The organism is Marinobacter sp. LQ44 (assembly GCF_001447155.2).
GTDB lineage: Bacteria > Pseudomonadota > Gammaproteobacteria > Pseudomonadales > Oleiphilaceae > Marinobacter.
The window spans coordinates 2,364,792-2,389,550 of sequence record NZ_CP014754.1 but is presented as its reverse complement, the minus strand read 5'-3'; the positions used below and the strand labels follow the sequence as shown (position 1 = coordinate 2,389,550).

General features: G+C 57.9%; 23 protein-coding genes. 8 read left to right on the top strand and 15 right to left on the bottom strand.

What is annotated here, in order from left to right:
* The gene (locus ASQ50_RS11015) at positions 1-837 is read right to left on the bottom strand and encodes a substrate-binding periplasmic protein (RefSeq protein WP_058090889.1); all 837 of its coding nucleotides are present in this window, start codon (positions 835-837) and stop codon (positions 1-3) included.
* A gap of 83 nt (positions 838-920) precedes the next feature.
* Complete coding sequence (gene nhaB, locus ASQ50_RS11010; protein ID WP_058090890.1) at positions 921-2,426, bottom strand: sodium/proton antiporter NhaB; 1,506 nt, start codon at positions 2,424-2,426, stop codon at positions 921-923.
* A 456-nt stretch (positions 2,427-2,882) separates the two neighbouring features.
* On the opposite strand from nhaB, the gene ASQ50_RS11005 reads away from it, so the two are divergent.
* The 8 genes from ASQ50_RS11005 to ASQ50_RS10970 all read left to right on the top strand — a co-directional run bounded on the left by ASQ50_RS11005 (position 2,883) and on the right by ASQ50_RS10970 (position 12,194).
* Entirely contained in the window at positions 2,883-3,695 is an 813-nt protein-coding gene (locus tag ASQ50_RS11005) for an ABC transporter ATP-binding protein (RefSeq protein WP_058090891.1), read from the top strand.
* Positions 3,696-3,724: 29 nt separating this feature from the next.
* A complete protein-coding gene (locus ASQ50_RS11000) occupies positions 3,725-4,987 on the top strand; it encodes an ABC transporter substrate-binding protein (RefSeq protein ID WP_058090892.1) in 1,263 nt (420 codons plus the stop codon).
* A complete protein-coding gene (locus ASQ50_RS10995; protein WP_058090893.1) occupies positions 4,984-5,814 on the top strand; it encodes an ABC transporter permease in 831 nt (276 codons plus the stop codon). The genes ASQ50_RS11000 and ASQ50_RS10995 overlap by 4 nt, the downstream gene beginning before the upstream one ends.
* A gap of 140 nt (positions 5,815-5,954) precedes the next feature.
* Entirely contained in the window at positions 5,955-7,628 is a 1,674-nt protein-coding gene (locus tag ASQ50_RS10990) for a sigma-54 interaction domain-containing protein (protein ID WP_156510002.1), read from the top strand.
* A 197-nt stretch (positions 7,629-7,825) separates the two neighbouring features.
* Complete coding sequence (locus ASQ50_RS10985) at positions 7,826-8,380, top strand: OsmC family protein (protein ID WP_058090894.1); 555 nt, start codon at positions 7,826-7,828, stop codon at positions 8,378-8,380.
* Between the two features lie 28 nt (positions 8,381-8,408).
* A complete protein-coding gene (locus ASQ50_RS10980) occupies positions 8,409-9,548 on the top strand; it encodes an acyl-CoA dehydrogenase family protein (protein ID WP_058090895.1) in 1,140 nt (379 codons plus the stop codon).
* The gene (locus ASQ50_RS10975) at positions 9,545-10,900 is read left to right on the top strand and encodes an FAD-dependent oxidoreductase (protein ID WP_058090896.1); all 1,356 of its coding nucleotides are present in this window, start codon (positions 9,545-9,547) and stop codon (positions 10,898-10,900) included. The genes ASQ50_RS10980 and ASQ50_RS10975 overlap by 4 nt, the downstream gene beginning before the upstream one ends.
* Before the next feature lie 82 nt (positions 10,901-10,982).
* Entirely contained in the window at positions 10,983-12,194 is a 1,212-nt protein-coding gene (locus ASQ50_RS10970) for an alginate export family protein (protein ID WP_058090897.1), read from the top strand.
* A 97-nt stretch (positions 12,195-12,291) separates the two neighbouring features.
* Here the strand turns inward: ASQ50_RS10970 and glmS are convergent, their stop codons facing one another.
* The 13 genes from glmS to ASQ50_RS10905 all read right to left on the bottom strand — a co-directional run bounded on the left by glmS (position 12,292) and on the right by ASQ50_RS10905 (position 24,741).
* On the bottom strand, positions 12,292-14,124 hold the full coding sequence (gene glmS / locus ASQ50_RS10965) for a glutamine--fructose-6-phosphate transaminase (isomerizing) (RefSeq protein ID WP_058090898.1): 1,833 nt from the start codon (positions 14,122-14,124) through the stop codon (positions 12,292-12,294).
* Positions 14,125-14,153: 29 nt separating this feature from the next.
* Positions 14,154-15,518 (bottom strand): bifunctional UDP-N-acetylglucosamine diphosphorylase/glucosamine-1-phosphate N-acetyltransferase GlmU, encoded by a 1,365-nt coding sequence (gene glmU, locus ASQ50_RS10960; RefSeq protein ID WP_058090899.1) that lies wholly within the window; start codon positions 15,516-15,518, stop codon positions 14,154-14,156.
* Positions 15,519-15,668: 150 nt separating this feature from the next.
* Positions 15,669-16,091, bottom strand: coding sequence for a F0F1 ATP synthase subunit epsilon (locus ASQ50_RS10955; RefSeq protein WP_058090900.1), 423 nt, complete (start codon positions 16,089-16,091; stop codon positions 15,669-15,671).
* A gap of 38 nt (positions 16,092-16,129) precedes the next feature.
* The gene (atpD, locus tag ASQ50_RS10950) at positions 16,130-17,524 is read right to left on the bottom strand and encodes a F0F1 ATP synthase subunit beta (RefSeq protein WP_058090901.1); all 1,395 of its coding nucleotides are present in this window, start codon (positions 17,522-17,524) and stop codon (positions 16,130-16,132) included.
* 54 nt (positions 17,525-17,578) lie between these two features.
* Positions 17,579-18,439, bottom strand: coding sequence for a F0F1 ATP synthase subunit gamma (gene atpG, locus ASQ50_RS10945; RefSeq protein WP_058090902.1), 861 nt, complete (start codon positions 18,437-18,439; stop codon positions 17,579-17,581).
* A gap of 70 nt (positions 18,440-18,509) precedes the next feature.
* Positions 18,510-20,054, bottom strand: a complete 1,545-nt coding sequence (gene atpA / locus ASQ50_RS10940; RefSeq protein ID WP_058090903.1) for a F0F1 ATP synthase subunit alpha — start codon at positions 20,052-20,054, stop codon at positions 18,510-18,512.
* 28 nt (positions 20,055-20,082) lie between these two features.
* Positions 20,083-20,619: a F0F1 ATP synthase subunit delta gene (locus ASQ50_RS10935; protein ID WP_058090904.1), complete on the bottom strand. Its 537-nt coding sequence runs from the start codon at positions 20,617-20,619 to the stop codon at positions 20,083-20,085.
* A gap of 12 nt (positions 20,620-20,631) precedes the next feature.
* A complete protein-coding gene (locus ASQ50_RS10930) occupies positions 20,632-21,102 on the bottom strand; it encodes a F0F1 ATP synthase subunit B (protein WP_058090905.1) in 471 nt (156 codons plus the stop codon).
* Between the two features lie 96 nt (positions 21,103-21,198).
* Positions 21,199-21,426, bottom strand: coding sequence for a F0F1 ATP synthase subunit C (gene atpE, locus ASQ50_RS10925; RefSeq protein ID WP_058090906.1), 228 nt, complete (start codon positions 21,424-21,426; stop codon positions 21,199-21,201).
* A gap of 85 nt (positions 21,427-21,511) precedes the next feature.
* A complete protein-coding gene (atpB, locus tag ASQ50_RS10920; RefSeq protein WP_058090907.1) occupies positions 21,512-22,381 on the bottom strand; it encodes a F0F1 ATP synthase subunit A in 870 nt (289 codons plus the stop codon).
* Between the two features lie 18 nt (positions 22,382-22,399).
* Complete coding sequence (locus ASQ50_RS10915; RefSeq protein ID WP_082888475.1) at positions 22,400-22,807, bottom strand: ATP synthase subunit I; 408 nt, start codon at positions 22,805-22,807, stop codon at positions 22,400-22,402.
* 203 nt (positions 22,808-23,010) lie between these two features.
* Entirely contained in the window at positions 23,011-23,886 is an 876-nt protein-coding gene (locus ASQ50_RS10910; protein WP_058090954.1) for a ParB/RepB/Spo0J family partition protein, read from the bottom strand.
* A 60-nt stretch (positions 23,887-23,946) separates the two neighbouring features.
* Positions 23,947-24,741: a ParA family protein gene (locus tag ASQ50_RS10905; RefSeq protein WP_058090909.1), complete on the bottom strand. Its 795-nt coding sequence runs from the start codon at positions 24,739-24,741 to the stop codon at positions 23,947-23,949.
* Positions 24,742-24,759 lie beyond the last annotated feature (18 nt).

The following is a 24,759-nucleotide window of genomic DNA, read 5'->3' as shown; positions in this document are numbered from 1 at the left end:
TCAACGATACTCGTCAGGAAACCCCGGCAATACAAAGGTTTTCTCGAATCGGCGCACCGGCGGCACCTCACCACGCTCGGCCAACCGCAGATAGGCATCATCAAACGCCTCTCGAAGAATGGCGGCCCGGGAGCTGGCCAGCGAGAACATCCAGGCGCTGTTGCGGCTTCGTACTTCCGATTCCCGGATAATGGCATCTGAGGGGTGGGTCAGGATTTCTCGCACCGGTTGGCGGTAATCGAGCAGGTAATCACCCCGCTTTCGTTTCAGCATGTCCACCGCCGAGCGATGGTTCGGCGCCTCGGTGATGCGAATGTCTGGCTGGTCTTCTAACCAGTACCTAAGGCCTCCATAGGTGTAGCCACCGATCAATATCACCATGCTGCCATGCAACTGGTCCATGTGTTCAAGCGGTTCTGTGTCTTGGCGATACCAGGCACTCAACTCCACGGGAATCGGGCTGATCCAGCTTTCCAGAACCGCCTCTTTCAATACTGGCGTGGCAGATAATCCCAACCAGAGGTCAACGGTGCCGTCTTTCAGGTAGAGGTAGGTACGTGCCACAGGCAGATAGATGAATTCCAGCTCGTAGCCGGCCTCAGCGGCAACCTTCCTGGTAATCTCCACAAACTCACCCGCTGGTTCACCCTCAGCTGTGCGGTAGGTGATGGGCGGAAACTCCACATAGGCAACTCGCACGGCCTTCATGCTATATGGATTCTGGTCGTCAGCATGAACCAGAGCGGTATAGAAAAGTCCGACCAGAACAACAAAAAGCCCCGTCAGCGCCCAGGCGCCACGAGGCAGATCAGTGGAGTAACGTTGGCAACTGCGCATGTATACCGCTTATCGTTATCTGTTTCCCTAGAGAGTAACAGATAGGCGAAACACTGTGGGGCCAAACGTTAAAAAACGTGTACTCAGAATGAATGGGTCACCATGTACAGACCCACTCCCCCCATCACGATGGTGTACGGAAACGCCATGATCACCATTTTGCCGTACGACAGCCGCACCAATGGCGCGATGGCGGAAGTCAGCAGAAACAGAAACGCCGCCTGGCCATTAGGAGTTGCCACGCTGGGCAGGTTAGTGCCGGTGTTGATGGAAACCGCCAGGGTCTGGAAGTGCTCATAGCTGATGGCGCCGGCATCCAGCGCCTGCTTGACCTCGCTGATGTACACCGTCGCCACGAACACGTTATCACTGATCATCGACAACAGGCCGTTGGCAATAAAGAACATGCCCGGCTGCTGGTGCTCCGGCAGGCTGAGTACGTAATCGATGATCGGTTTGAACAGATGCTGCTCATGAATCACCGCCACCACGGCGAAGAACACTACCAGCAGAGAAGTGAACGGCAGGGATTCCTGGAAGGCTTTGCCAATCTGGTGCTCGTCTGTGACGCCGGTAAACGAGGTAATCAGGATGATCACCAACAGGCCAATCAGGCCCACTTCCGCAATGTGAAACGCCAGACCGATCACCAGAATGGCGGCAGCGATGGCCTGAATCCACAGGGATGCCTGGTCGGCTTTGGTGCGGCGGGCCCGCTCGTTCTTTGCGAACTCTTCCAGCACCTGGCGAACCGGCTTGGGCAGGCGTCCGCCGTAGCCGAACCAGCGCAGCTTCTCCAACGCCCAACAAGTTGCCAAACCGGCAAAAAACACCGGTACGCTGACTGGCGCCATGTGTAGAAAGAAGCCAACGAAATCCCACCCGACTACCTTGGCAATCAGCAAATTCTGGGGCTCACCTACCATGGTGGCAACACCACCCAGTGCGGTACCTATGGCCCCATGCATCAACAGGCTACGCAGAAACGCCCGGAAGTTTTCCAGGTCTTCCCGGTGCAGCTCGATCACTTCTTCATCGCTGCCAGCGTTGTGATCTCTTTGCTGGTAGCCTTTGCCAGAAGCCACTTTGTGGTAAACCGAGAAAAAGCCCACCGCCACGCTGATGATGACGGCGGTCACCGTCAAAGCATCCAGAAACGCAGAGAGCAAGGCGGCGGCACTGCAGAACAATAACGACAACGCCGACTTGGAGCGAACCCCCACCAAAATCTGGGTAAAAGTCACCAGCAGCAGGTCTTTCATGAAGTAGATGCCCGCCACCATGAACATCAGCAGCAGAATCACCGGGAAGTTCACCAGAACCTCATGGTACACGGCGTCTGCCGTGGTCAGCCCGATCAGCAATGCCTCGACTGCCAGCAATCCACCCGGTAGCAGCGGGTAGCATTTCAACGCCATGGCGAGTGTAAAGATGAACTCGGCAATCAACAGCCAGCCTGTCACACCCGGCCCGAACACGTACATTACGATGGGATTGGCAATCAGAAAAAGCAGGATAACTTGCTTGTACCAGACAGGCGCTTTGCCAAGAAAGTTATGGGTAAAGCCAGACAGCACGGTGGTAGGCATTGCTCTATTCTTCTGAGGGGTGGACGCCATGAAAGTATGCGGCAGAGGGCCGCAATCTTCCTTGATATTTGTGCACCGGGTAATGGCCAGAAGGTAGCAATCAGGTCAGTAATTAGGCGTATATGGGGGTACGCGCGCCCCGGGACAGGGCCGAGATTATAGAGTAAATCACCAGTTTTTTACACGAGCCCCGATCAGAAAAAGACCTAAATGCCGGGCAATCCCCAACTCATCACTGATGCCATTACTGCCCAAGCCACGTCCTCCACCATCCGTCTATCTGAGCAAAGCTCAGCAATGGCGAATAATCCTTGCCATTGTCCGACATTGGCAACAACAAGCAACCGGTGACAATCTTCGGAAAAAATCACAAATTATTGATTTTATTAGCTTAATTTTGGTGGCACACATACTGCTTAGGTTCAGGTCAATATTTCTTTGAATCGGAGCAAAGACATGGGCGCATCACTGTCGATCGACTACGTCACCCACAGGTTTTCACCCTCAGCCGAACCTACCTTGAAAGACATCGACGCCCGAATTGAGCCGGGTCAGATGACGGCTCTTATCGGCCGTAGCGGCTGCGGCAAGTCGACGCTGCTGCATATGCTGGCCGGGCTGCTGATTCCGTCGGAAGGCTGCGTGCGGGTCAACGGTCACCAGATATCCTCGCCCAGTGCCAAGTGGAACATGATGTTCCAGAAAGCCTCTTTGTACCCCTGGATGACCGTTCAGGAAAACGCCGCTCTGGGCCTGTTGTTCGCAGGCCACTCCAAGCGCGAAGCGACCAGGCAGGTTGATGCGCTGCTCGACATGGTGGGCCTGCACGACAAGAAAAAGGAAAACGTTCAGAGCCTCTCTGGCGGGCAGCAACAACGGGTTGCACTGGCAAGATCTTTGGCCACCAACCCCGAGGTGCTGCTTCTGGATGAGCCGTTCTCTGCACTGGACGCGTTCACCCGCTCTGCCCTTCAGGAGGAGGTGCCCGCTATTTGTCGCGAGCGCGGCATCACCATGGTGATCGTCACCCACGATATTGATGAAGCCATCACCATGGCGGACCGGGTGCTCGTGATGTCTCAAAACCCGGGGCGAATCGTCAGTGAACTTCCGGTCAAGCTGCCCTGGCCTCGCCGGCACATGGATGTCGGGTTTCAGACCTTGCGCGACGAACTGATGCAGCAATTCAAAGGCACCGACACCGGCTTGTCCGGACGGGATGCCCAGTCCAGCCAACCCGCCGACTCGAAAGCCGAAAGCGCCGCCTGAAAACGCCCAATCTTAATGAGGAAGACACGATGAAAAAGCCGAAACGCAACAAGCCCACCACCAGGCAATCCGATCAGGAATACCTCCAGGAACACGAAATGAGCCGGCGGGATTTCATGCTCGACAGCTTGGCCCTTGGCGGCCTGGCCGCTGCGTTCGGGATGTCCGCCAGCACGGCTGCCTGGGGCAGTATCCAACCTCCGGCCGATGAAGTCGTGCGTATCGGTTACCTGCCCATCACCGATGCCACTGTTCTGCTGGTGGCCCACGCCAAAGGCTTTTTCGAAGAGGAAGGCCTGAAAACCGAACCGCCCACACTGATCCGTGGCTGGTCACCGCTTGTGGAGGGGTTTGCCGCAGGCCGATTCAATCTGGTGCATTTCCTTAAGCCGATTCCGATCTGGATGCGCTACAACAACAACTTCCCGGTGAAGATCATGTCGTGGGCGCACCTGAACGGCTCGGGCCTGGTGGTTGGTCGCCATACCGATGCCAAAAGCTTTGCGGATCTTGGCGGCAAACAGGTTGCGGTGCCCTACTGGTACTCCATGCACAACATTGTGCTGCAGATGGGCTTGCGCCACGCCGGGCTGACACCGGTCATCAAGTCGCAAAGCGAGACCCTGGCGCCCAACGAGGTGAACCTGCAGATCATGCCGCCGCCGGATATGCCCCCCGCGTTGGCGGCCCGGAAGATCGACGCCTTTATTGTCGCGGAACCCTTCAATGCGGTGGGCGAAATGCTGGCCGGCGGCAAGATGCTGCGTTTCACCGGGGATATCTGGCGCAATCACCCATGCTGCGTGGTCTGCATGAACGAGAACCAGGTTAACGCCAACCCGGTGTGGACCCAGAAGGTGATGAACGCGATTGTTAAAGCCCAGATCTATTCCCAGCAGAACAAGAAAGAAGTCGCTCACCTGTTGTCGCGCGATGGTAAGGGCTATCTGCCCATGGCGGCCAATGTGGTTGAACAGGCGATGACGCTCTATGACCAGGAAAGCTACGCCGATCCCAACGCGATTCAGAACGCCAACTGGGGCAGCGGACGCATCGACTTCCAGCCGTGGCCGTTCCCTTCCGCCACCCGGCTTATCGTCAACGAGCTGAAGCAGACCCTGGTCGGTGGCGATACCACCTTCCTGCAGGACCTGGACCCAGACTTTGTGGTGGATGACCTGGTGGACTACCGCTTTGTCAAAGCGGCCATGGATAAACACCCCGGCTGGAAAGACGCGCCGGGCTTTGACGCAGACAACCCGTTTGATCGGGAAGAGGTGGTCAAACTATGAGTACCAAAACCTCCTCTGCCCTGAACGCACCGTCATCCGGCTTCAACGGGCTCAGTCCGCTGCTAAGCATGCTCAGCAGCCTGCGCTACCCGGCCCTGGGCATCACCAGTCTGCTGGCCGCCTGGTGGTTCGGCGGCTACCTGGTGGCCAATGACCCAGACATGTGGGCGTTCGCCAACTTTGCCCCGGCACCTACCTTCCACGCGCTTTATGGTCTTGTGGCCAGTGGTGCTATCTGGCCCACCGTCCTGTCCAGCCTGTATCGGATTCTCTATGGCTTGTTCTGGGGGATTGTTATCGGGGTGCCGGTCGGCGTGCTGATCGGCTACGTGGGCAGTGCCATGAAGATTGCCAATGTGCCGTTTCAGTTCCTGCGGATGATCAGCCCCCTGGCCTGGATGCCGATCGCGGTTCTGGCCTTCCCTACCTGGGATTCGGCCATTATCTTCCTGATCGTGATGGCAGCGGTCTGGCCGATCATCTTCTCGACCGCCCACGGCGTGCGCCGGATCGATCCCAACTGGTTTAAAGTCGCCCGCAACCTGGGCGCCTCGGAACTGCACATGCTGCGACGCATCATCATGCCTGCGATCATGAGTGATGTGCTCGCCGGCATCCGGCTGGCCGTTGGCGTGGCCTGGGTGGTACTGGTACCGGCGGAGTATCTGGGCGTCACCAGCGGCCTCGGTTACGCCATCAACGATGCCCGGGATACCCTCTCCTACGATACGCTGGCCGCTATCGTGGTAGTCATTGGCCTGATCGGCTACGGGTTGGACTCCATCTGTAGCCTGCTGATAAAACGCTTTAACTGGCACGTAGAATAACGGTTGAGTCGCCCGGAACAAGGCCGTCCTCAGGGGCGGCCTTGTTCTGTTATGAAAGCGACAATGTCAGTCCAACGGACAATCAGGCACAGAGATTGCTGTATCAATCTCTGACAATGTCCTGGAATGGCATACTGCTCATGGAAAATCTCTCGTCACCACTCGAAAGTGATGTCATCAAGGCCGAGACCGACCTTACGGTTGTGCAAGAGGCCGCCAAACTGATCGGCCACTCCGGCTCTCCCGAATCTGCGATCACCGGCATACTGCGCCTGATGTCGCAAATGCTGGGCCTCAACCGGGGCCGGGTACTGCTGTCGACACCGGACGACAGCGCTCTGCACATTCAATACAGCTACGGCCTGACCCCCGAAGAGCGGAAGCGCGGCGTGTACAGCTTTGAAGAGGGCATCACCGGCCGGGTAATGCGCCAGGGCCAGCTGGCGGTGGTTCAGAACATCGATGAGGAGCCCGGCTACCTGTTCCGGGCGGTCGACCGGATGACCCTGCCAGACGGGGTGGTGGCCTACATCGCCATTCCCATCCTGGAGGGCAATACCCCCGTGGGTGTGCTGGCGGTCAACCGGCTGCGCATGCGGCCCAGATCGTTCAGTGCCGATCTGGTTATCCTGAGGATTCTGGCGACCTTTATTGCCCAGATCATCAAGATTAATTCCCTCATTGAAGAGCGTACCAACCACCTCCAGGCTGAAAACCAGGAGCTGAAAGACGCCCTGCAAAACCAGCAAACCAATCACGGCATACTCGGCGACAGCCGGGCGGTGCAGGATGCATTGCTTCAGGTAACCCGGGTGGCCAAAACCCAGGTGACGGTATTGCTCACGGGCGAATCCGGCACCGGAAAGGAGCGCTTTTCCCAGATCTTGCACCTGAATAGCGCCCGTAAGGAGCAACCCTTCCTCGCCATCAACTGCGCGGCCATTCCCGATCAATTGCTGGAATCCGAGCTGTTTGGCCACGAGCGGGGCGCATTCACCGGCGCGTCTGCCACCAAACCCGGCAAGATCGAGCTGGCCAGTGGTGGCACCCTGTTTCTGGACGAAATCGGCGACCTGAACCTGGAATTGCAGCCCAAACTGCTGCGGGTTCTGGAAGGCCAGGTGATCCAGCGCGTCGGGGGTAACAAAGACATACCGGTCGATGTCCGAATCGTCACCGCTACCCATAAAAATCTGCAGGATGCGGTCAACCGGGGTGAGTTTCGCCTCGATCTGTTCTATCGGCTCAACGTGTTCCCAATCCACCTGCCCCCGTTACGAAGCCGGGAGGGCGATGTGCGCATTCTGGCCCGGCATTTCCTGTTAAGTGCCAACCGGGAGTACGGCCGCTATACCCTGCTGGGCAATGGCGTGATGGAGCGCCTGGAAAGTTACAGTTGGCCCGGCAATATCCGCCAGCTGGAAAACGTCATCAAACGGGCCGTGCTGATGGCCGAAGACGGCACCATCAGCATCATGGACATTGAAGCGATCCTGCGCCAGGAATCCACCATCAGCCGGCACCTTGAGGCCGGCCAGCAGAGCTCTGCGGATCCCGCCGGCCCGACGTCGTTCAACAGCGCGATAGCACCGGGCAGCGGCGGGGCCCAAAACACAAGCAGTCCCGGGCCCGGGCGCCCTTACAGCTGGGTGCGGGCGGACGAGGCCAGTGAACTGACCGACGCCCTGCAGCAAACCGGCGGCAATAAAACCCGGGCAGCGGCTCTGCTGGGCATGACACCCCGACAATTCCGGTACCGACTGGAGAAGCTGAACATGAACAATGGAGCGGAGCCAGGCCCCGACAATGTCTGACATTGTCGGATTTTGATACCTGACAAAGGCAAGAGCCAAGCGACCATCGACCTCGACAAACTAATTTTATCTTTTTGTTTTTAAACAGATTAATAGCATATTTCAGAAGGTGGCACACAAGCTGCTCTGGTACAGATACAAGCCCGAACGTCTCAGGACACAACGGGCAGATCTGACAAACCCAACCGGAGCACATCATGACTACAGCCACTGCCAGCCAACCAGAAACCGTAACCGCTTACCTTCGCCCGATTGATCGTGACGGCTTGCTCGCCTTTGCAGAAAAAGGCCGTAACAACCCGGCCACTCGCGGCACCAACAAGGTTCACACGGTTACCGATGGCCAGTACCGCACCGTCAGCCACATCAATCAACACGAAGTGGTGGTAGACGAGCCCCTGCACCTGTTCGGTGAAGATACCGCCCCGGCCCCGGGCGAAATTGTTCTGTCTGGCCTGGGCGGCTGCCTGGCCGTCGGCATTACCGCCGTTGCCACCTGGAAGCAGATCAAACTCAGCAAACTGGAAATCTTCCTGGAAGGCGACATCGGCAATCCGGCCGCCTGGGGTGCCGGCGGCGCCGAAAAGAAACCCGAAGACATGGGCTTTCAGGATATCCGCGTGAAGGTACTGGTTGAAGGCGACGCCACGCGTGAAGAGCTGGATGAAATCGTCCGCCACGCCAACTACTTCTCGCCGGTGGCCAACACCATGCGCAATCCGATCCCGTTCAGCATCAGCCTGATGGAATAAGCCCACCCCCGGACTCCAGAGGTAAGCCATGAACAGCGCTGCTGTATCACCCTCAATTGCTCTTCCCTGGGCAGACGATGTCCAGGTGCTGGCGGATGTCAGCCAGATAGCCCGGGAGCAGCTTGCTCCCGCCGCCTACCGTATCGATCACGAGGGCTATTATCCGATCGATATCATGGCAAAACTCGGTCAGGCCGGCGCGTTTGCCGGCCATCTCGACCAGTACGGCTCTCGCTATGGCCTGGCCATCGACTCCATGCATGAGATCAGCCGGCACTGCGGCTCCACCGGTTTCATGACCTGGTGCCACGACGTTTGCGGGCTCTACATGGAGCAATCCGGCAATCCGGCTTTGTTGGCCCGCTTGCCAGACCACGCCGCCGGTAGAACCTTCGGCGGAACCGCCCTGTCCAATCCGATGAAAGCCTTCACCGGTATCGAAAAGATGGCGCTGAAAGCCAAAAAAGTACCGGGTGGTTATCGGGTTAACGGTACCTTGCCCTGGGTCAGCCACATTGCTCCGGGGCAGTACTGTGGCGTTATCGCCGCGGTCGACCGGGAGGATGGCAGTCGCTCCCACGAGATCATGTTTCTGCTGGACCTGGATGAGCGGGTAACGCTCAGAAAATGCCCGGAGTTTTCCGGGATGGAAGGCACCAGCACCTGGGCGGTTCCTCTGGTCGACTATTTCGTCAGTGAGGATCAGATGATTGCCGATCCGGTGCGGCCCTTTATTCAGCGCGTTCGCACAGCGTTCATCCTGTTACAGGTGGGCATGGCCACTGGCGTTATTCAGGGTTCGATTGACTCTGCCCGCGAGGTGGAGCCCTCCCTTGGCCATGTGAACCAGTATCTGCATGACCGCCCGGACGAGCTGCAGGCGGAATTTGACGACATCAAAGCTCAGGCCGCCAAACTCGCCGAAACCCCGTTTGATGGCAGCAAAGACTTCCTGCTGGACGTACTGGATCTGCGCGCCCGGGGTTCCGAAATGGCGCTTAAGGCGTCCCAATCGGCGCTACTGCATCAAGGCGCGCGCGGTTACCTGATGACATCGGCACCCCAACGCCGCATACGCGAGGCCCATTTCGTCGCCATCGTTACACCGGCCCTCAAACACCTGCGCTGGGAGATGGCCAAACAGATGCGTGCAGAGGTGCCGGCATGAGTGAGCAAAGTGTCGATCAAACCACGCCCTGGCGACAATACATTTGCCTCGCCTGCGGGCTGATCTATGACGAGGAGCAAGGCGACCCGGACAGCGGTCTGGCGCCGGGCACCCGCTTTGAAGACATTCCGGACGATTGGGAATGCCCGCTGTGCGGCGTCACCAAGACCGATTTCGAGCTATTGAAACGGCAGGAAATCACGGTTTGCGATCAGCCGATGCACTTCAACCGCAAACCCGGCGTGGTGGTGATTGGCGCCGGCATTGCCGGCTGGTCCACTGTGGAAGCGCTGCGCGCACTGGACGCCACGGTTCCCATCACCCTGGTCACGGCTTGCAGTGGCGATACCTATCACAAGCCCGAGCTTTCGGTGGCTATCAGTCGCGGCGCGGATAAAACCACGCTGGTGCGGGAAACCGGTTACCAGGCCGCACAACGGCTTGGTGTCCAGCTGATGGCGCAAACCTTTGCGGTTGGCTTGAGCCCGACGTTAAAGCAATTACGCACAACCCGCGGATCGCTCAACTACACCCAGCTGGTGCTGGCCCAGGGCGCGCAACCGATACTGCCGGCGCAACTGCCGGCGCCCCTGTGTTGGCGGGTCAATGATCTGGCCGGGTGGTCTGGACTGCAACAGGCGCTGGCGCAGGGTAAACAGTCCATCGCTATTGTCGGCGCCGGCATGATCGGCTGTGAACTGGCCGAGGACTTTGCCCGCGCCGGGCACACGGTCACCCTGCTCGACCGCAATAACGCACCGTTGGCCGGGCTGCTGCCCGACAAGGCCGCGTCCCGCCTGGTCAGCAGCTTTACCCAACTCGGCATCAGCTACCTTGGCGGCGTGGATGTGACCGGCGTGGCCGCACACGACAATGGCAAGCGCTCAATCACCCGCCAGGTGGGCCAGCCCCTTGAAGTCGATCACGTTGTGGCAGCGACAGGCCTGGCCACCGATAACCGGCTGGCCCGTCACGCCGGCCTGCAGTTTCAACGGGGCCTTGCGGTCGATCCACACACACTGCGTACCAGTGACCCGGACATTTATGCGCTCGGCGATTGCATCAGTATCGACGGCATGCCTTGCCGCTTTATCGAACCGATCAAACATCAGGCACAAGCGATTGCCCATGCGGTCATGGGCCTGGATGCCGTGACCTATGAACATAACCCGCCGGTGATCAGGCTGAAAACCCGAGCCATGCCGGTGGTTCTGCGCGGTCAACCTTCGGCTGAGGGAACCTGGAAGACCGTTCACGACACGCCCGACCAACTGGTGATGGAGCAATGCCTGGGCGATCAATCGATCTGTCATCTGACGGTCGGCTCGTCTAATCAAAGCCAGGCGGCCTGACCCCTGCGATCCGTCGCCGATACCAACTCCGGCATCAACCGGCCAACAGAACGTTTTGTCATTAACGGAAAAGGAAGCAACTATGAAAGCACGATTGATCCGACATTCGGCCTGTATGCTGGGCTCCCTGGCGCTGGCCACTCCCGCGCTGGCAGCGGAACACTCCCTGCACGATGCCCTGAGCAACGGGCAAGTCTCCGGCGATGTCCGTTTGCGGTATGAGGCGGTGGATCAGGACAACGCCCTCAAAGACGCCGATGCCCTGACCATCCGCACCCGGCTGGGCTACACCACCGGCAGCTACCATGGCGTGACCGGAGTTCTGGAGTTTGAGGATTCCCGCACGGTGATGGGCCTGGACGATTACAACAACACTCAGGGTAAAAATACCGATTATTCGGTCATTGCCGATCCGGAGACCACCGAAGTCGATCAGGCTTACCTGCAATACAGCGGCGGCGACGTCACTGCGCGCGCCGGTCGCCAGGTCATTGTCTATGACAATCAGCGCCATGTGGGTCATGTCGGCTGGCGACAGGACCGGCAGACCTTTGATGGCGTGCGCCTGACCTATGCACCCACGAGCCTGCTGACGCTGGACTATGCCTATCTCAACCAGCGCAATCGGATCTTTGCGGAGGCTCAGGACCTGGCCACCAAAGATCACCTGCTGAACCTGGGCTATCAGACCGGCTTCGGCAAGCTCAGCGCCTATGCCTATCTGCTGGAAGTGGACGACGGCACAAACAACGGCCTGGATACCGTGGGTCTGCGGTTTGCGGGTGATTACGACCTGGAATCAGTAAAACTGATCTACGCCGCCGAATACGCCAGGCAGGAAGCCAAATCCGGCGCCACCGAGTTTGACGCTGACTATTACTCGCTGAAGGCGGGGGCGGGCGTTAAAGGCATCACCATTGCCCTGACCTATGAGGTCCTGGGCTCCGACGATGGTAATTATGGATTCGCCACGCCGCTGGCCACGCTACACGCATTCAACGGCTGGACGGACCAGTTCCTGGCAACACCGGCTGGTGGCCTGGAAGATATTTCGCTGACGGTATCTGGCGCTCTCGCGGGTGGTCGATGGGCGTTTGTCTATCATGACTTCAGTGCCAACGAATCAACCCCGGCCGTGGATGACCTGGGCGACGAATGGGGCGTGGCTTACAACCGAGGCTTTGCTGAACACTACACTGCGGGCATCAAGTACGCCCGGTACTCCGCCGGTGACAGTGCCGCCGGCAAAGTGGACACCAACAAACTCTGGCTGACCCTGGGCGTGACCTTCTGAGGATGACGTGGACAGGGTTGAAATGCGGCTGTTACCGCCAGCGTTTCAACCCTGTTTTCGTTAACCCACTTGGCTTTCAGTTTTCCAAGCCAGGCGATTATTCCACCGTCACACTCTTGGCCAGGTTGCGCGGCTGGTCCACATCGGTGCCCTTGAGCACCGCCACGTGGTAAGACAGCAACTGCAGGGGCACGGTGTAGACGATCGGCGCGGTGATTTCGTGTACCGAGGGAATCTGCATCACGTGCAGGCCCTCTTCCGGCTTCACGTCTGCGGCCTTGTCGGCGAATACAAACAATTCGCCGCCGCGGGCCCGTACTTCTTCCAGGTTGGACTTCAGCTTTTCCACCAGGTCGTTGTTGGGGGCCACGGTCACCACGGGCATTTCGCTGTCTACCAGGGCCAGGGGGCCGTGTTTCAGCTCGCCGGCCGGGTAGGCTTCGGCGTGGATATAGGAAATTTCCTTGAGTTTGAGAGCCCCTTCCATGGCCACCGGGTACTGGGAACCCCGGCCGAGGAACAGGCTGTGGTTCTTGTCCATGAAGGCTTTGGACATCTCCTCGATTTCGCCATCCAGAGCCAGTACATCGTTGACCTGGCCCGGCAACAGGTGAATGGCCTTCACGATGTCGGCTTCCCGCTCGGCATTCAGGCCGTTGTGGCGGGCCAGGGCCAGGGTGAAGATCAGCAAGGCGGTGAGCTGGGTGGTGAACGCTTTGGTGGAGGCTACACCGATTTCAGGGCCGGCCTGGGTCATGATCACCAGGTCGGATTCCCGCACCAGGGAACTGCCCGGTACGTTGCAGATGGCCAACGCCGCGCGGAACCCGGCTTTCTTGGCCTGGCGCAGGGCCGCCAGGGTGTCGGCGGTTTCGCCGGACTGGGAAATGCACAGGAACAGGGTATCCGGCTGGATCACGTGTTTGCGATAGCGGAACTCGGAGGCGACTTCCACGGAACAGGGTACGCCGGCCAGGTCTTCAATCCAGTAACGGGCCACCATGCCGGCATGATAAGAGGTTCCGCAGGCGATGATCTGAACGTGGCGCACGTTCTCCAGCAGGTTGGCGGCATCGGTGCCCAGGGCCTGTTCCAGTACCCGGCTGTCGGTGATCCGGCCTTCCATGGTGGCCTTGATCACTTTCGGCTGCTCGTAGATTTCCTTGAGCATGTAGTGGCGGTATTCACCCTTGTCGGCGGAATCGGCACCGTGCTCGAAACGGGTAATAGCGCGCTCTACCGCATTGCCTTCGCGGTCGTGGATCTCGATGCTGTCTTTGCGGATGTCGGCAATATCGCCTTCTTCCAGGAACATGAAGCGGTCGGTCACCGGCAGCAGGGCCAGCTGGTCAGAGGCGATGAAGTTCTCGCCGATACCCACGCCCACCACCAGCGGGCTACCTTCACGGCACACCACCAGGTGGTCCGGCTCGTCGGCATGGACGACCGCCAGGGCAAAGGCACCGCGCAGGCGGCTGATAGCGGCTTTCACGGCATCGTAAAGCCTGCCGCCGGCCTTGTAGTTCTTGCCAATCAGATGGGCAACCACTTCGGTGTCGGTCTGGGAGGTGAACTCAAAGCCTTCGGCTTTCAGCTCTTCCCGCAGTTCCTGATAGTTCTCGATGATGCCATTGTGGACAATGGCCAGGCGGTCACCAGACATGTGCGGGTGGGCGTTCACCTGGGATGGCTCACCGTGGGTGGCCCAGCGGGTATGGGCGATACCGAGATGCCCGGCCAGGGGGTTGGCGCTGATGGCATCGGCCAAGGCAGCAACCTTACCGACTTCCCGGGCACGCTGCACTTCCGGCTTGCCGTTGATCACGGCCATGCCGGCGGAGTCGTAACCCCGGTATTCAAGGCGGCGCAGGCCCTCCAGCAAAATACCCTGGACGTCCCGTTCAGATACCGCTCCTACAATCCCACACATGCTGTTGTCACCTGTTCGTTAATCGATCGTTACGCTTTTTTCGGCCGTTCCCAGCCCGCGATATTCCGTTGCTTGCCCCGGGCCACGGCCAGTTCGCTTTCCGCGACGTTGCGGGTGATGGTAGACCCCGCACCAATGGTAGCCTCGGCCGCCACCGTCACCGGTGCAACCAGCGAGGTGTTGGAGCCTACAAACACACCGTCGCCTATCTCGGTTTTGAACTTGTTCACCCCATCATAGTTGCAGGTGATGGTACCTGCACCCACATTCACGTTACGGCCCAGTGAGGCATCGCCCACGTAGCTCAGGTGATTGATCTTGCTGCCCTCACCTACTACCGCTTTCTTGGTTTCGACAAAGTTGCCCACCTTGGTATTGGCGGCCAGTTCGGTACCCGGGCGCAGGCGGGCGAACGGGCCAATCTGGGCATTGGCGCCTACAATCGCACCTTCAAGCACGCTGTTGGCTTTGATTTCAGCGCCATCAGCAATGGTGGAATCCTTGATCACACAGTTCGGACCGATCACCACGTTGCTGCCAAGGCTGACTTTACCCTCAAACACCGCGTTCACATCAATCCACAGGTCGTTACCAATGGTCAGCTCACCGCGTACATCCACCCGGGCCGGGTCTGCCAGGGTAGCTCCCTCGGTCATCAGCCTTTCTGCCTGCTGGCGCTGGTACCAACGCTCCAGCTCCGCCAGTTGCAGGCGGTTATTCACGCCCTGCACTTCAAACGGGTTCAGGGGCTGAGACACCGTGACGGACAAGCCATGGTCAACAGCCATAGCGATGATGTCGGTCAGGTAGTATTCACCCTGGGCGTTGCTGTTGGATAGCGTGGGTAGCCAGCTTTTCAGGTGCCGGGCAGAAACGGCCAGGATACCGGTGTTTACCTCCTGGATATCTTGCTGCTCGGCGGTGGCGTCTTTCTGCTCCACAATCGCCTGCACCTGGCCCTCGGCGTTACGAACGATCCGGCCATAGCCGTGAGGGTTGTCCATATCCACAGTCAGCAGGGCCAGATTACCATCGTCCAGGTCACTGACCATGGCGTCGAGGGTGTCTTTGCGGGTCAACGGCACATCGCCGTAGAGCACCAGTACCCGGGCGTCGTCCGGCAGATCCGGCAAGGCCTGGGCCACGGCATGGCCGGTACCCAGTTGCTCGGTCTGCATCACCCAGTTCACCGAGGGTTCGTGCAGTGATGCCCGCACCCGATCTGCACCGTGGCCGATTACCGTGTGAATTTTCTCCGCCCCCAGCTGCTTTGCGGTATCAATCACGTGATGCAGCATGGCCTTGCCGGCCACCGGGTGTAATACCTTGGGTAGCGCCGATTTCATTCGGGAGCCCTGGCCGGCCGCCAGGATCACAACGTGTAATGGGCTCATGGGGCGGTACGCTCCAATCTGGTGGTGAATCTCAAAATAAAAAACCGCGTCCCGGTGAATAACCGGCCTTGCCCTTGCGGGTGTGGCTGGTTATCCACCTGCGGATGCGGTTCACGGTCAGGCCAGTCCGGGCCCTGACACAAACCCTGCTTAGCGCAGGTGCTTGCGCAGTTTCTGGATGGTGCGCAGCTGAGCGGCGGCTTCTGCCAGCTCGGCGGCAGCACGGGAGTACTCGAACTCGCCTGTCTTGTTCGCCAGTGCCTTCTCGGCTTGCTTCTGGGCTTCCAGAGCTGCCGCTTCGTCCACATCCTTGGCACGAACTGCGGTATCAGCCATCAGGGTGATCAGGTTAGGCTGCACTTCCAGGTAGCCACCTGAAACGTACAGAATTTCCTCAGCACCACCCTGCTTGATGATCCGCACTGAGCCGGGCTTGAGCCCGGTCAGTAGCGGAGCATGGCCAAGCTGGATGCCTAGCTCACCCTCGGTACCGGTGGCGATCAGCATCTCCACCAGGCCCGAGTAGATTTTTTCTTCGGCACTTACGACGTCACAATGTACGGTCATAGCCATTTCTTACGCCTCTTGGGTCAGAAAGGGAAGAAGGTAATTTACTTGCCTTCTTTCGCTTTCATTGCCTTAGCCTTCTCGATTGCCTCTTCGATGCCACCGCACATGTAGAAGGCCTGCTCCGGCATGTCGTCGTAGTCACCGTTCAGGATGCCTTCGAAGCTGGCGATGGTTTCCTTCAGAGACACGTACTTACCCGGGGAACCGGTAAATACTTCCGCTACGTGGAACGGCTGAGACAGGAAGCGCTCGATCTTACGGGCACGGGCTACGGTCAGCTTGTCTTCTTCTGACAGCTCGTCCATACCCAGGATCGCGATGATGTCTTTCAGTTCCTTGTAACGCTGCAGAACGTTCTGAACACCACGGGCAACGTTGTAGTGCTGCTCGCCGATCACCAGCGGGTCCAGCTGACGGGAGGTGGAGTCGAGCGGATCGATCGCCGGGTAGATACCCTTGGAGGCGATGTCACGGCTCAGTACCACGGTCGCGTCAAGGTGCGAGAAGGTGGTGGCCGGAGACGGGTCAGTCAAGTCATCCGCCGGTACGTAGACCGCCTGGATAGAGGTGATAGAACCGTTCTTGGTAGAGGTGATCCGCTCCTGCAGCTGACCCATCTCTTCGGCCAGAGTCGGCTGGTAACCTACCGCTGAAGGCATACGGCCCAGCAGGGCAGATACTTCGGTACCGGCCAGGGTGTAACGGTAGATGTTGTCAACGAACAACAGTACGTCACGGCCTTCGTCACGGAACTTCTCGGCCATGGTGAGACCGGTCAGGGCCACACGCAGACGGTTTCCTGGGGGCTCGTTCATCTGGCCGTAAACCATGGCAACCTTATCGAGAACGTTAGACTCCTTCATTTCGTAGTAGAAGTCGTTACCTTCCCGGGTCCGCTCACCAACACCGGCGAATACGGAGAGACCGGAGTGCTCTTTCGCGATGTTGTTGATCAGCTCCATCATGTTGACGGTTTTGCCTACACCGGCACCACCGAACAGGCCAACCTTACCACCCTTGGCGAACGGGCAGATCAGGTCGATAACCTTGATGCCGGTTTCCAGCAGGTCAGCAGACGCTGCCTGGTCGGCGTAGCCCGGTGCTTTGCGGTGGATAGCCCAACGCTCTTCTTCACCGATGTCGCCCTGCTCGTCGATCGGACGGCCCAGTACGTCCATGATGCGGCCCAGAGTCTGGGTGCCCACGGGTACTGAAATCGGCTTGCCGGTATTCTCAGCTTTCAGGCCACGCTTGAGGCCTTCGGTGCTGCCCATGGCGATGGTACGAACAATGCCGTCACCCAGCTGCTGCTGGACTTCCAGAGTTGTTTCGCCACCTTCAAGCAGCAGTGCGTCATAAACGCTTGGCACGGAGTCACGTGGGAATTCCACGTCGATAACCGCGCCAATGATCTGAACGATGTGTCCGCTACTCATGCTCGGTTCCTCGTTATCTAGTAGTCAATAAAACCAGTAGGTTTGTGAGCGTTATCAAACAGATGCCGCGCCGCTCACAATCTCCGAAATCTCTTGGGTGATGGCTGCCTGGCGGGCCTTGTTATAGGCCAGCTGAAGCTCATCGATGATGCCACCGGCGTTGTCTGTCGCGCTCTTCATGGCAATCATCCGGGCAGCCTGTTCACAGGCCAGATTCTCTACCACACCCTGATACACCTGGGATTCGATATAACGTGGCAGTAGCCCGTCAAGAATCGGACGTGAATCCGGCTCATAGAGATAATCCCACTGGTGACCTACATCTTCGTCATCCCCTTCCGGCAATGGCAGCAGCTGCAGCGAATGCGGGCTCTGAGTCATGGTGTTCACAAACTCGTTGCTCACAAGGTACAGGCGATCAATCTTGCCCTGCTCGAAACCATCGAGCATCACCTTGACGCTACCAATCAGCTCACTTGCAGACGGGTTATCACCCATATGGGTAATCGCCGCTACAACGTTGCCACCGTAGTTACGGAAGAAAGACGCGCCTTTTTGCCCAATGGCGCAGATGTCGGTCTCAACACCCTTTTGTTTCCATTCACGCATTTCGCGAACGAGCAGTTTGAACAGGTTGGTGTTCAAGCCACCACACAGGCCACGGTCGGAGGAAACTACAATGTAGCCTACCCGCTTGACCTCACGCTCCTGCATGAACGGATGACGGTAATCCTTGTTGGACTTGGCAATGTGTCCGATTACCTGCAGCATCTTTTCGGCGTATGGGCGAGTTGCCTGCATACGGTCCTGAGCTTTGCGCATTTTGCTCGCCGCCACCATTTCCATGGCGGACGTGATCTTCTGCGTGCTCTTGATGCTTCCGATCTGGTTACGTATTTCTTTTCCGACGGCCATAAGTCACTGCCTTTTCAAGTTAGACACTCAAAGGGACCAGCAGGCCCGCGCAATGGCGGGCCCAGTGGATTTACCAGCTCTGAGTGGTCTTGAATTTCTCCAGAGCAGCTTTCAGGCCAGCGGTGATGTCGTCGTTGAAGTTGCCCTCGGGGCCGATCTTGTCGAGAAGCTCTTTCTGCTCGGAACGCATCCAGTCCAGCAGCTGTGCTTCAAACTTCACAACCTTGTTTACATCAACATCGTCCAGGAAGCCTTCGTTTGCTGCGAACAGTACAGTACCCATTTCCGCAACGGTCATCGGGCTGTACTGGTTCTGCTTCATCAGCTCGGTAACGCGCTGACCGTGCTCCAGCTGACGACGGGTTGCTTCGTCAAGATCGGAGGCGAACTGGGCGAATGCCGCCAGTTCCCGATACTGGGCCAGGGCCAGACGGATGTTACCGCCGAGCTTCTTCATGATCTTGGTCTGGGCTGCACCACCTACCCGGGATACGGAGATACCGGCGTTCATAGCCGGACGGATACCGGAGTTGAACAGGTTGGTTTCCAGGAAGATCTGACCATCGGTGATGGAGATCACGTTGGTCGGTACGAACGCAGAAACGTCACCGGCCTGGGTTTCGATGATCGGCAGCGCGGTCAGAGAACCGGTCTTACCTTTCACTTCACCGTTGGTGAACTGCTCAACGTAGTCAGCGTTAACGCGGGAAGCGCGCTCCAGCAGACGGGAGTGCAGATAGAAAACGTCACCCGGGAATGCTTCACGTCCTGGTGGACGACGCAGCAGCAGGGAGATCTGACGGTAAGCAACAGCCTGCTTGGACAGGTCGTCGTATACGATCAGAGCGTCTTCACCGCGGTCACGGAAGAATTCACCCATGGAGGTACCGGAGTACGGAGCCAGGAACTGCATGGCGGCAGGATCAGCGGCACCGGCGGCAACCACGATGGTATGGTCCATGGCGCCGTGCTCTTCCAGCTTGCGCACAACCGCGGCAATGGAAGACTGCTTCTGGCCGACGGCAACGTAGATACACTTGATGCCAGTGTTCTTCTGGTTGATGATCGCGTCAATCGCTACAGCGGTCTTACCGATCTGACGGTCACCGATGATCAGCTCACGCTGGCCACGACCGATGGGAACCATGGTATCGATGGCTTTCAGACCAGTCTGTACCGGCTCGTCAACGGACTGACGGGCGATAACGCCAGGTGCAACCTTCTCAACCGGAGAGGTCAGGCTGTTACCCAGCTCGCCTTTACCGTCGATCGGGTTACCCAGGGAGTCAACCACACGGCCCAGCAGTTCGTTACCAACCGGCACTTCCAGGATACGGCCGGTACAACGAACTTTCTGACCTTCGGCCAGACCTTCGAAGTCGCCCAGTACCACTGCACCAACAGAGTCACGCTCCAGGTTCAGAGCCATGCCGTAGGTGCCGTTGGCAAATTCAATCATCTCGCCGTACATAACGTCGGCCAGACCGTGGATCAATACGATGCCGTCAGATACTGACAGGATCGTACCTTCGTTCTTTGCTTCGGAAGAGATGTCGAGTTTCTCGATTCTCTTCTTGATGATGTCACTGATCTCGGATGGATTCAGTTGCTGCATGCCTTTGTCCTCAAACCTTGTGCTGAAATCAGGAGCCCAGAGCCTTGGCCATTCTGGCCAGCTTGCCACGGACTGAAGCGTCGATAACCAGGTCGCCTGTGCGTACTACCACGCCGCCGATCAGGGACTGATCCACCGCGGTTTCAAGCTCAACCTTGCGCTCCAGCTTTTCGGACAGTGCTTTGATCAACTTCTGCTGTTCGTCGGCAGACAGTTCGAACGCTGTGTTCACCGCCAGTTTGACGGTGCGCTCGAGATCCGCGCGATACAGACTGAACAGCGTAGCAACTTCCGGCAACAGCGCCAGACGCTTGTTTTCAGCAAGAATCAACAGGAAATTTCTGAGTGCTTCAGGCAGGGGCTCTTCGAAACAATCGGCGAAGAGTTCCGCCTTGCGTTGCTCAGACAGGCCGGGATTGGCCAGGATGTTCGCTACCTCTTGGTCAGCCGCGACCAGACCTGCAAAAGCCAGTGCCTGATCCCACTGATCAACGGCATTCTGTTCTTTAGCGGCATCGAATACGGCTTTCGCGTAGGGTCGGGCTAACGTAGTCAGTTGTGCCATGATGACCCTCGTTTAGAGTTCTGCGGCCAGCTTGTCCAGCATCTCGCTGTGAGCTTTGGCATCTACAGAGGTTTCCAGGATCTTCTCGGCACCGGCAACGGCAAGAACCGCCACTTCTTTGCGCAGTGCGTCGCGAGCCTGAACACGCTCCTGTTGAATTTCGGCCCTGGCCTGCTCAATAAGCTTTTCGCCTTCTTTGCGGGCATCGTCTTTAGACGCTTCCACAATCTGGGCGGCACGCTTGTTGGCCTGGTCAATCAGGGCTGCAGCTTCCTGTTTTGCTTTTTGCAATTCTTTGGAGGCTTTTTCCTGCGCGAGTTCCAGATCGAGGGAAGCCCGATCTGCGGCAGAAAGGCCGTCGGCAATTTTCTTCTGGCGCGCTTCCATGGCAGCCGTGATTGGCGGCCACACATATTTGACGCAGAACCAGACGAAAATAGCGAAGGCAATCGCTTGCCCTATCAACGTAAGGTTTATATTCACGGCAATATACCTCTTGCTATTCGTTGCGTCCTGGTTTCCGGAAAACCGGGCGCGTCCTCAACTCAAGTGAGCAGCGCCCTGGCTTCTCGGGTGTAATTAACCAGCTACAACGAAGATCAGGTACATCGCGATACCAACACCGATCATCGGAACAGCGTCAAGCAGACCAGCCATGATGAAGGTCTTGGTTTGCAGCTGCGGAGCCATTTCAGGCTGACGAGCAGAAGACTCGAGCAGTTTGCCGCCCAGCAGAGCGAAGCCAATACCGGTGGCCAGAGCGCCAGAACCCAGGATGATAGCAGCTGCGATGAATACGATTTCCATTTAAAACTCCTTAGCTTTCAGTTTATTAAAGGTTAATTAGGGATTTCACAATCCAGGTTTTACGAAACTTCTTCTGTACTGTCCGTTAATGATCTTCGTGTGCCTGGCTCAGATAAACCACCGCCAGCGTTGTGAAGATAAAGGCCTGCAGCGTGACCACCAGAATGTGGAAGATCGCCCAGGGCACGTTCAGCGTCCACTGCACCCAGAACGGCAGAATCGCGATAAGAATGAACACTACCTCACCGGCGTACATGTTACCAAACAGACGCAGTGCAAGACTCAGCGGCTTGGTCAGCAGGCCCAGGATTTCCAGTACCAGGTTAAAGGGTACCAGCGCCCAGTGGTTGAACGGTGTGAAGGACAGTTCCTTGGCGAAGCCGCCAGCACCTTTTACCTTGATGCTGTAGAAGATGATCAGCAGGAACACACCGATGGAGATACCGAAGGTACCATTGGGATCGGTGGTCGGTACAATCTTGAAGTATTCAAGACCCAGCGCCTGGGCGATCTGGGGAATAAAGTCCACCGGGATCAGCTTCAGGCTGTTCATCAGGAAGATCCAGACAAACATGGTCAGGGCCAGCGGTGCGATGACCGGGTTCCTGCCGTGGAAGCCATCACGAACGATGGTCTGAACAAATTCGACGGTCATTTCGACCACATTCTGCAGCCCGGAGGGCACGCCGCTGGTGGCCCGCTTGGCAACCATACGGAAGATGGTCAGGAACAGGATGCCCATAAAAATGGACCAGCCCAGGGTGTCCACGTGGAACGCCATGAAGCCCATGTCGGTTGCTTCGGCCGAGGTACGCGCGAACGTCCAGGAAGCCTCCTGCAACACGGTGACATCGTTGGTGTAGGGGTCGACCCTCTCATAACCGGCGGGGAGCTTGCCGTAAGTGAGGTTCTGAAGGTGGTGTTGTATATATTCTACTGGGGTATCAGCTGCCATACTGCTCTCACGTCCAGTCTATAGCTGTCTTTGTGGTTGAATCAGGAAGCGCAGCACGCCACTGAGAACAACCATTACAGCAAAAGTGAATAACAGAGCCGGCACATGTACTGGCTCCATCAAGATGAAAACTGCCGCAAAACCCACTGCGGTAAGGGCGAGCTTGATGCCTTCTGCCCTGAACATGTTGCCCACCATCAGGCGCGCGTGTCGGGCGCCTTGGTACCGGTACATCCGGTGAGCAAAATACGCGTTTGGTATGACAAAAATAAGACCGCCGATAAACGCGGAATACCCGGCCAAACGACTTACAAACAACCACAACAGACTGATCGTGACCAGAGCCGCCATCTCGATAACCAGCCACTTCAGGAGCGGCAAACGCATGATGGCTTTCTTCGAACGTGTCATGTCACCAGCTGTCATTCCAAGCGCGCGGAATTATATGTGTTAACCGATAGCTGTTCAACACAACTCGGCGGAAAAATTGGCCAAGCTTTAACCAGATCGATTCAAGATTTGATAGCAGATAACACAAGTTGTGTTCTGCAACCTCCGGAGCAACCACATGTGGTGTTTAATGCGAAAAGCGGGACTTTAGGATGATTTTTCCCGATTATTCGGCTGACTTAGCGGATATGGCCCAGAATACCATCCAGCTCATCCAGTGAACTGTATTCGATCACCACTTTGCCTTTACCCCGTTTGCCATGGTTGATCGCTACCCGGGCACCAAGGCGATCGGAAAGATCATCCTGCAGGGCGCGAATATTCGGGTCCAGGCCTTTGCTTGGGGTGTTTTCGGCCTGCGGTTTTTCCTGTTGAATCCGGCGCACCAGGGCTTCGGTCTGGCGTACTGAAAGTGACTTGGCCACCACCTGTCGGGCCACCTGCATCTGCTGCTCCGGCGGCAGGGTGAGCATGGCGCGACCATGGCCCATTTCCAGATCACCGTGCTCAAGCATGGTGCGGACATCTTCGGTAAGGCCAATCAGGCGCAACAGGTTGGTGATGGTGGTGCGGGATTTACCCACCGCTTCTGCCACCTGGGCCTGGGTCAGGCCAAATTCTTCCTGCAGGCGTTGCAGGGCGAAGGCTTCTTCGATCGGATTGAGATTTTCCCGTTGGATGTTCTCGATCAGCGCCATGGCAATGGCGGCTTCGTCGGGGACATCGCGGATAATGGCGGGAATGCGGTCCAGTTCGGCGATCTGGGTGGCACGCCAGCGGCGTTCACCGGCAATCAGCTCATAACGGCCTTCCGCGATGGGGCGAACCACCACCGGCTGCATCACGCCCTGCTGGCGAATGGAGTCGGCCAGTTCCTGCAGGGCAGCCGGGTCCATGTCACGGCGGGGCTGATAACGCCCGCGCTGGATCAGATCAACGGGAATGTCCCGCAGCTCGCCATCGTGATTGCTGGTTTCCTGGTTCAGGTTAACCTTGGAACCCTGAAGCAGTGCTCCCAAACCGCGTTCGCCCAAACCTCGTTTCTTCGCCGCCATGGTGGTTGTCATTCTTCCTGTTGAAATGGTGGATGCATGGTCGCCTGACGGCGAACTATGTTACACCGCAACCGCGGCGGATGTCTTTTTCGATCCGTGCCGGCGCACCATCTCTCCGGCCAGGGCCAGATAGGCAATGGCGCCTTTGGAGGCCCGGTCGTAGGCCAGCGCCGGCATACCGTAACTCGGCGCTTCGGCCAGGCGCACGTTGCGGGGAATCACCGCCCGGTAGACCTTGTCACCAAAATACTCGTTAAGCTGACCGGAGACATCCAGGGTCAGGCTGTTGCGCGGGTCGTACATGGTGCGCAGGATGCCTTCCACCTCAAGATTCGGGTTCACCGTTTCCTTGATTTGCTCCACGGTGTTCATCAACGCAGCCAGGCCTTCCAGTGCGTAGTATTCGCATTGCATGGGGATGAGCACCGAATCCGACGCCGACAGGGCATTGACGGTCAGCAGGTTCAGGGACGGCGGGCAATCAATGAGGATGTAATCGTAATTCTCGCGAACGGTATTGAGGGTCAGGCGCAGCCGGTGCTCCCGACCGATTTCGTTCATCAGTTCCACTTCCGCCGCGGTCAGGTCGCCGTTGGCGGGCAGTATGTCAAAACCGGAGGCCTCAGCCCTGACAATCACTTCGGCAGCGCTGGCACGTTTGGTGAGCACGTCGTAACCGGACAACTGCAGGCTATTCTTGTCGACACCGCTGCCCATGGTGGCGTTACCCTGAGGGTCCATATCCACCAGCAGCACCCGGCGTTTGGTGGCGGCAAGAGACGCGGCAAGATTGACGCAGGTGGTGGTTTTGCCCACACCGCCTTTCTGATTGGTCACAGCAATCACGCGCGCCATGCTTTGCCTCCTGCTCTT

Excerpts from the sequence above, each read along its gene's own strand:
- ASQ50_RS10905 (WP_058090909.1), bottom strand. The coding sequence starts at position 24,741 with ATGGCGCGCGTGATTGCTGTGACCAATCAGAAAGGCGGTGTGGGCAAA.
- ASQ50_RS10975 (WP_058090896.1), top strand. The coding sequence starts at position 9,545 with ATGAGTGAGCAAAGTGTCGATCAAACCACGCCCTGGCGACAATACATT.
- ASQ50_RS10970 (WP_058090897.1), top strand. The coding sequence starts at position 10,983 with ATGAAAGCACGATTGATCCGACATTCGGCCTGTATGCTGGGCTCCCTG.
- ASQ50_RS11005 (WP_058090891.1), top strand. The coding sequence starts at position 2,883 with ATGGGCGCATCACTGTCGATCGACTACGTCACCCACAGGTTTTCACCC.
- ASQ50_RS10985 (WP_058090894.1), top strand. The coding sequence starts at position 7,826 with ATGACTACAGCCACTGCCAGCCAACCAGAAACCGTAACCGCTTACCTT.
- glmS (WP_058090898.1), bottom strand. The coding sequence starts at position 14,124 with ATGTGTGGGATTGTAGGAGCGGTATCTGAACGGGACGTCCAGGGTATT.
- nhaB (WP_058090890.1), bottom strand. The coding sequence starts at position 2,426 with ATGCCTACCACCGTGCTGTCTGGCTTTACCCATAACTTTCTTGGCAAA.
- ASQ50_RS10935 (WP_058090904.1), bottom strand. The coding sequence starts at position 20,619 with ATGGCACAACTGACTACGTTAGCCCGACCCTACGCGAAAGCCGTATTC.
- atpE (WP_058090906.1), bottom strand. The coding sequence starts at position 21,426 with ATGGAAATCGTATTCATCGCAGCTGCTATCATCCTGGGTTCTGGCGCT.
- ASQ50_RS10990 (WP_156510002.1), top strand. The coding sequence starts at position 5,955 with ATGGAAAATCTCTCGTCACCACTCGAAAGTGATGTCATCAAGGCCGAG.
- atpB (WP_058090907.1), bottom strand. The coding sequence starts at position 22,381 with ATGGCAGCTGATACCCCAGTAGAATATATACAACACCACCTTCAGAAC.
- ASQ50_RS10955 (WP_058090900.1), bottom strand. The coding sequence starts at position 16,091 with ATGGCTATGACCGTACATTGTGACGTCGTAAGTGCCGAAGAAAAAATC.
- ASQ50_RS10910 (WP_058090954.1), bottom strand. The coding sequence starts at position 23,886 with ATGGCGGCGAAGAAACGAGGTTTGGGCGAACGCGGTTTGGGAGCACTG.
- ASQ50_RS10980 (WP_058090895.1), top strand. The coding sequence starts at position 8,409 with ATGAACAGCGCTGCTGTATCACCCTCAATTGCTCTTCCCTGGGCAGAC.
- ASQ50_RS11015 (WP_058090889.1), bottom strand. The coding sequence starts at position 837 with ATGCGCAGTTGCCAACGTTACTCCACTGATCTGCCTCGTGGCGCCTGG.
- ASQ50_RS11000 (WP_058090892.1), top strand. The coding sequence starts at position 3,725 with ATGAAAAAGCCGAAACGCAACAAGCCCACCACCAGGCAATCCGATCAG.
- glmU (WP_058090899.1), bottom strand. The coding sequence starts at position 15,518 with ATGAGCCCATTACACGTTGTGATCCTGGCGGCCGGCCAGGGCTCCCGA.
- ASQ50_RS10915 (WP_082888475.1), bottom strand. The coding sequence starts at position 22,807 with ATGACAGCTGGTGACATGACACGTTCGAAGAAAGCCATCATGCGTTTG.
- atpD (WP_058090901.1), bottom strand. The coding sequence starts at position 17,524 with ATGAGTAGCGGACACATCGTTCAGATCATTGGCGCGGTTATCGACGTG.
- atpG (WP_058090902.1), bottom strand. The coding sequence starts at position 18,439 with ATGGCCGTCGGAAAAGAAATACGTAACCAGATCGGAAGCATCAAGAGC.
- atpA (WP_058090903.1), bottom strand. The coding sequence starts at position 20,054 with ATGCAGCAACTGAATCCATCCGAGATCAGTGACATCATCAAGAAGAGA.
- ASQ50_RS10995 (WP_058090893.1), top strand. The coding sequence starts at position 4,984 with ATGAGTACCAAAACCTCCTCTGCCCTGAACGCACCGTCATCCGGCTTC.